Origin of the sequence: Mycoplasma testudinis ATCC 43263, assembly GCF_000687795.1 — a bacterium.
Classification (GTDB): Bacteria; Bacillota_I; Bacilli_A; order Mycoplasmatales; family Mycoplasmoidaceae; genus Mycoplasmoides; species Mycoplasmoides testudinis.
This window is the reverse complement of record NZ_JHXT01000019.1, coordinates 25,212-32,110: the sequence shown is the minus strand read 5'-3', so window position 1 is coordinate 32,110 and position 6,899 is coordinate 25,212. Positions and strand designations below refer to the sequence as shown.

Annotated in this window: 3 protein-coding genes; 1 reads left to right on the top strand and 2 read right to left on the bottom strand. The window is 29.6% G+C overall.

The genetic code is table 4. The features are described from left to right. Positions 1-1,787, top strand: a 1,787-nt coding sequence (locus T384_RS06615; RefSeq protein ID WP_036499265.1) for a VirB4 family type IV secretion system protein, incomplete at its 5' end; no start/stop codon positions are given. Positions 1,788-2,187: 400 nt separating this feature from the next. Here the strand turns inward: T384_RS06615 and T384_RS0104755 are convergent. Together T384_RS0104755 and T384_RS07045 are read right to left on the bottom strand one after the other, a co-directional pair. Then, on the bottom strand, positions 2,188-3,882 hold the full coding sequence (locus tag T384_RS0104755; protein ID WP_027120055.1) for an N-6 DNA methylase: 1,695 nt from the start codon (positions 3,880-3,882) through the stop codon (positions 2,188-2,190). A gap of 22 nt (positions 3,883-3,904) precedes the next feature. Further along, on the bottom strand, positions 3,905-6,235 hold the full coding sequence (locus T384_RS07045) for a S16 family serine protease (RefSeq protein ID WP_052663561.1): 2,331 nt from the start codon (positions 6,233-6,235) through the stop codon (positions 3,905-3,907). Between the last annotated feature and the right edge of the window lie 664 nt (positions 6,236-6,899).

Here is a 6,899-nt window from a genome sequence, read left to right as displayed (position 1 = left end):
CAGAAAATGTTGAATTGATTCCAGCAGATCAATATTCAAAAAAATTTATTTTACAAAAGGTTTTTTTTCATAGTTTGCGCATTGTGGATGTTCATTTTACTTATATGACTCAAACCAGTTTGAATAATGAAAAAGAATATGTTTCATTCTTAAAAATCTCTGCTCTACCTAATTTTGTAAACATTGATTGACTTGCAGACATATTTAAACGAAGTGGTTTTGATATTGCTGTTGAATGCCTAGACATCCCAGCAGTTGAATCCAGAAGAATGATTGATTTAGCTTTAACTAATTTTAGCAGTGAAGCAAGATCAAAACAAAACCATCGAACTAGTGCAGTTGATGAAACTATTCTGGAGTTCCAGCAGTTTGCTTTAGATGAACTAAAAAACGACTTTGCAATTAACCAAGAAACTATTAAAAATGTGTCTTTCATTTTTAGAGTATATGCTCCAACAATGAAGGAATTAAAAGAAGCAAAAGATTTTTTAAAAAACTTTATGTGACAGCAAAAAATTATCCCAAACACATTATTAGGTAATCAATGAAAAGCTCTTAAAAGTTGGCTGCCTGTTTATGACAAAACTCAAGGCACAAAACGCTATAAGAGAAAGCTAATTAAATCAAATTTCAACCTTGCGAGTGGGACACTAGCTTTTGGAATGCCATTTTCAATTAACAAAGTAATAGAAGAAAAAGGCGACATCGTAGGAATCGATGAAAATGCTTATCCAGTCGCTTTAAATTTTTTAGAAACGACTGATAAGGTCACTAATCGAAATATTGTAACCATTGGACAGCCTGGCAGCGGTAAAACCACTTTAAACTGTCAAATCATTTACAATGCGATTGTTTTTGGTAAATCAAAAGTAATAATCATCGATCCATCAAATGAGTATGGATCTAATGATCCCTTGCTCGGGAAAAATTTATTAGATCACTTCCCATTTGGAGTAGTAATTGATGTTACTGACACAAAACACTTCCGAATTAACCCATTTGCAGTTTGGCCAAACCAGCCAATTAAAGCAAAGGTCGATTTTATTAATAATTTTTTCAACATTATTTTTGATCAAATGTTATCCAAACAGCAAATTCAAGTTCTAGTTAATATCTGTTTCGATTTTTATAAAGAAGATTTTGAACGGGAATTTTCATTTAGTGAAATCCTAGCCAAATTCCAAACACTTCCAGATAAAGACAACATTATTGTTTTTTCATTAAAACAATACTGCCAAGGTGGGGTTTATGGTGATTACTGGGACGTTAAAACAAAATTTGACTTTAATAGTGATCTCATTATCTTTAACATTAACCAATTAAGGGATATGTCTAAAATATTTGAAAGTCAAATGTATATCATTATGAACTATCTGCTTTATGCGATTTATCAAAACCCAATTCACAATAAAAACCTTTTTTTAGTTTTAGATGAAGAACATAAATTAATCAACAGCGAATATCCCTTCATTTTAAATACAGTAGTGGAATTAAATAAACAGGCTAGAAAATTTAAGGGAGCGGTTTTAAATTCAACCCAAAATGTCAAAGATTTTGTGAAATCATCCGCTCTAAAAGAGAATGCAGTAAATATAGTGAATAATTGCGCCACAATGTTCTGCATGAAAATGAATGAAAATGATTTAAAGGGGCTTGATGAAATTCTCAGTGAAGTTAGACCGCTTACAGATAGCGAGAAGTATGTGCTTAGATCTCAGGATCGAGGACAAGCTTTAATGTTTCGGGGAAATGATAAGGTATTCTTAAATGTTGAAAAAATCATTTAAAGACAAACCCATAAAAGGGTTAAGGAGTTTATCACTTTCAGAGAATACTTCTAACAAAAAATCACCTTGAAAAACAAAAGGTTATGTTTTTTCAATATTTATAATTATTGTTTTTATCATCATAATAGGAGGGTCAATTGTTATCTACTACACTCAAAACACATTTAGCATTAAAGAAGAAATACTTTTGGGGGTTACAATTCCTTTGGTTTTGATAGGTATCGTGTTAATAATTTTTTTGACAGTTAAAATATGTTTAAAAAAACTCCGAACTAACTAACTTGCCATTTTAAATAAAACTTTGCTTTGGATTTATTGCACAACAACGCCCAAGTCAATTTTTTCAAAATATACAGAGCTAATCTAAAGAATCCCAATATGTGCTTCGTCTTTGCAATATCTATTCGAGATTCTGACTAATTAAATTGTTTAAAAAATCTTGAACATTGTTTTCTTCATTGGCTAAATCTAATTTATTTTTAATTAAATTTATTATTTTTTCTTTATAAATTGCTGTTAATTTGTTTTGTTTTTCTATATCTATTTTAGGCAATTTAATTGATGATAAATCTTTTGCATTAATTGAAACAATTATTGACCCTTTATATAAAAGCTCTAAACTTTTTCTTCCCTTTTCAGATGTCAAAAAAGCTTTAAGAAAAAAAGGATTTAATAATTTTTGGTCTGATCTAATAACAAGCATTCCACCAGTAGCCAATAATTTTATCTTAGGTTCGTGATCAATAACTGCTATTCTTGTAGCAGAAGATTTTGATGTTAAAACAACATCACCATAATGTAAAACATATTTTTCAAGTTTTGGATCTAAATCACCAATAGGTGTCAGATGTTCTCAGTCAATTAAATCATTAGTAATATCTGTTGGCTTTAACAATTCATATGTAGCTTTATCTAAATTGTCTAAAGACTCAAAATCTTTTGCTGTTTTTTGGATTCCAGTAAAAATTGTTGAAAGACTTCCAAGTTCATCACCTTGATTTAAGGATTGTTCTTTAAAAATTACTCGTGATATATCCCAGTCGTTATTATTAAGAAGGTTTACAGAATCTGCTTGAACAGGTTTGTCATTATATAATTTCATAATTTCATTCACTTTTAATTCTGTTCATTTTGATGAACGAATTGAAGGTTCATATAAATTTTTTGCATCAACATATTTTATTTTTTCATTTTTTTTACTGAAGACTAAAAGATTGATGTTTATTCCAGTATTTAGTAATAAATTATTAGGTAATTCAATAATTCCTTCTAACAATTTATTGCCGATTAAAAGTTTGCGGTATTGGCGATCAGAAGCAGCATATAACAATGATGGATAAACAAAAACTACTGCTCTTTGGTTGCCAGTCATCTTACTTAACAAATTATCAATGTAACATCATTCACTATTAATGTTCTTAGGAAACTCATATCCAGAAATCAACTTACTATAAATAGGTTCATTAGAATTAGCTATTTTTAGTTTGATTGGCGGAAAACAAAAAGCTTTATTATATGTAGAATTTAATTCATTTAAGGGATTCTGGTTTTTAATATCCCAATTGATTTTGGAATCTTGGCTTACACAAGACATTGCCATTTGTAAAAAATAATAATTATTTACATTTGACTCTACACCTACTAAAGAATCAAACTTTAATTTATCCTTGATAGACTTGTGTACTAAATTAAGTAAGAAATCGCCTGTCCCAGATCACAAATTAAGAATTTTATCTCCTTTTTCTAGATTTAAAAGTTTGAATACTAAATCTAATAAAGAAGGGTTTAAGAAAAAGTTTTCGCGAGAATTGTTTCTTACACTGGCTAATTCAAAAAGTTTATGAAGATTTTTAAAATCAAATGAATTTAATATTTTTTCGATTGCTCTTAAAATTGAGTTGTCAATTTTTTCAAGCAACTGCTGGGCTATTTCTATTAAATTCGCTTCTTTGGGGCATGACTTAATCTTTTTATTTTTAACCAGATAAAGGAAAATATTAGCAATTAAATGATTATATAAATCACGTTTTGATATAAAAGCTTCGCGTTCTAATAAAAAAATGATTTCATTTAAAGTTTTTTGAATGTCGTTCATAGTTTTTAACCTTTTAGTATTTTTATATTGAACTTGAGTATTCAATGGAGTTATTTTTTTTCATTAATTTCATCAAACGATCATAAAGTTCAAAGTAATTTTTGCAGGCAACAACTGATAAATTTTCACATTCTAATTCTTCTGAAACATTGTCACGCCATTCTGCAAAATTAGCTTGGGGCAAGAAGACCTTTTTAATTCCTGCATTTGAGGCTCCTAAAATTTTCTTTTTGATTGCGCCAACAGGGCGAATAACACCTGTTAAAGTAATTTCTCCAGTCATGGCAATATCGGCAGGGATTTTATTGTTTGTTAATTCGGAAATAATTGCGGTGACAATTGAGATTCCAGCACTTGGACCATCTTTACCTATACCATTAGGAAAATGGACCTGAATGTCTTTATTTTTGAAAGTATCTGCACTGATATTGAATGCGCGACAGTTCTTTTTAACAAAACCATAAGCAACTTCAACCGATTCTTGCATAACTTTTTTTAGATTTCCAGTAATCGTAATTTTCCCCGTTCCTTCGTATGAAACAACTTCAACCGTATCAATTCCACCTAGAGCATAAGAAGACACGTATAATACGTTTGTCACCCCTGGATTAGGATTAGTATCTTGTTGGAAAACAATTAGATTTTTTTCTGATAGACAACCCTTCACATAATTTAAATTTATGTTTAGAGATTGACATTTTTTTAATTCTTGTTGGTAACAGAATTCAGAGATGATGGATTGCAACGAGGATTCAAGACTACGAATTCCGCCTTTTGTGGAATTAACTTTAATAATGTATTCAATTGCTTCGTCTTCAAATTTTAATTCACTTGGTTTGACTGCGCTTTCTTTTAAAAGCTTTGGAATAATATAGTTTTTAGCAATTGTTAATTTTTCATTAGCCGAGTAATCTTCAACATTAATTATTTGCATCCGATCTAACAATGGCTCAGGGATGTTTTCTAAATAATTTGCTGTTGCAATAAATAGCGCATTTGATAAATCAAAGGGAACATCTAAATAAATGTCCTTAAATGTTTTATTTAGATTTTTATCTAATACTTCTAATAAAACATTAACTGGATTGCCACGGGTGCCTTGGTTGGAAACTTTATCTACTTCATCTAATAAAATAACTGGGTTATTGACCCCAACTCTTAAGAAGGACGAAATAATTAGCCCTGGTTTTGAGTTAATATAAGCTCTTGAAAATCCGTTTAAATCACAAGCATCGGTAATTCCGCCTAATGAAATTCTCGCAAAGGGCCGTCCCAAAGCTTTAGCAATGGAATTAACTAATGTTGATTTTCCAACTCCAGGTGATCCAGCTAGACATAAAATTGGCAACGTTGCTTCAGGATTACGGTTATAAACCGCAACAGCATGTAAAATTTCTTGTTTTACTTTTTCTAATCCGTAATGACTAGAATCAAGTTCTTTTTGAATTTCTTTGAGATTTTTTATTGAAATTGATTTCTTATTTCAAGGTAAATCCAGAACATAAGAAATCGCTGTTTCAATGCTAGCTTGATCTCCAGATTGAGAAATGTCAATTAAATGTAAAAGGTTAATAATTCCTTTTAAAGCTTCCACAGAATAATCTTTGTTAACTAGCTTTTGGTGCATTGTGATATTTGTTGGGGAATTTTGAATAATTCTTGAAACCAATTCTAATCTTGTTTCTTCTTTATTCACGCCATTATTTTTTTGAATTAGTTGTTCATTAAAAATAACTTGAACTAAATCAAAACAATATTTTAATTGTTGCATAATTGAAGCTGAAGCATAAATAATATGACAGTATTTTTTATAAGTGCCATAAAATATTCGAATGAATTCACAAACAAATTTACTTGGTTTTAAACTAAGTTTAGTTAGTTTTAATACAGCATCTGAAAATAAAGAGATACCGTCGTTATTTTGAAGATAAGTTACTATCTGATTGATTATCTCTAAATTTTCTGGTTCTTTGCTATTTTCAATAGGAAGAATAGAATAATCATAAGTGTCATTACTTGCTTGTTTAGATTCTGATAATTTAGGACTTTTTTCCAATTTTACCCGTGTAATGCCTATTAATTTAATTGTGTATTCACAATTAAATTTGGAAATTTCTTTAGTAGTAATTTTTTGAATTTTACATAGTGTCGCAATTTGTGACAAAACATTCTTGTTGGAGTTATTAAATTCAGATCAAATGTCACTACAAACGATAATGTCATAATTCCCTCTTTGATCAAACATGTCTTTAATCGTAGATAACACGGTGAACGGTTCTTTCACAATAATTGTTTTAGTCATTCCAGGAAGAATTATTGTGTTTTCAGCAATTATTATTTTTAATTTAGGCATTGGATGCTCCGGGAAGTTAGGGTTTAGTTTTGATTACGAATGATAAAGTTATAAAGCAGATTAATTAGTGGGCTTTAACCGCGAATTAGCCCAATTAAGTATGAGATTCCGATAATAAGATATTTAGCAAGATAGAATAAGCCAAGAATCCCTATTAGAAACAGGAAATAATACAGTTTTAGAAATCCAATCGCTATATCTAATAACATATCTTTCTCCATTAACACTTCTTTTGGTAAGTAAGAAAAGTATAACATAAAAATAAAAGTTAATATTAACTTTATTAAAAAAATTATTTTAACTTTTTGTTTTATTAATCTTTTTTTAATTTTTTTGTTCAAAAGCTTAATTGGTGGGGCAAGCAGTCCATAACTGAAAATCAGGGAATTATTGAGTTGTTGTTTTTTGTATGTCTAGAGTTGTTTGTTATTTTTATGGATAGCAATCAAAAAGGACGGTTTTGCCCGTCCTTTTTGATAATTTTGTGTGACTTTCACACCTGCTACTAAGACTATGCTAGTAACCTTTGTAACCTCACGATTACAACTTCTGTAGGTAATGCCAACCACAGACAATTTTCTTCTTGATTAGCGTTAAGCATTTTATAACAATCAAGAAGCAACATGGTAATAGTATAACAAAAAGATCAAGAAAAAAGGGTATA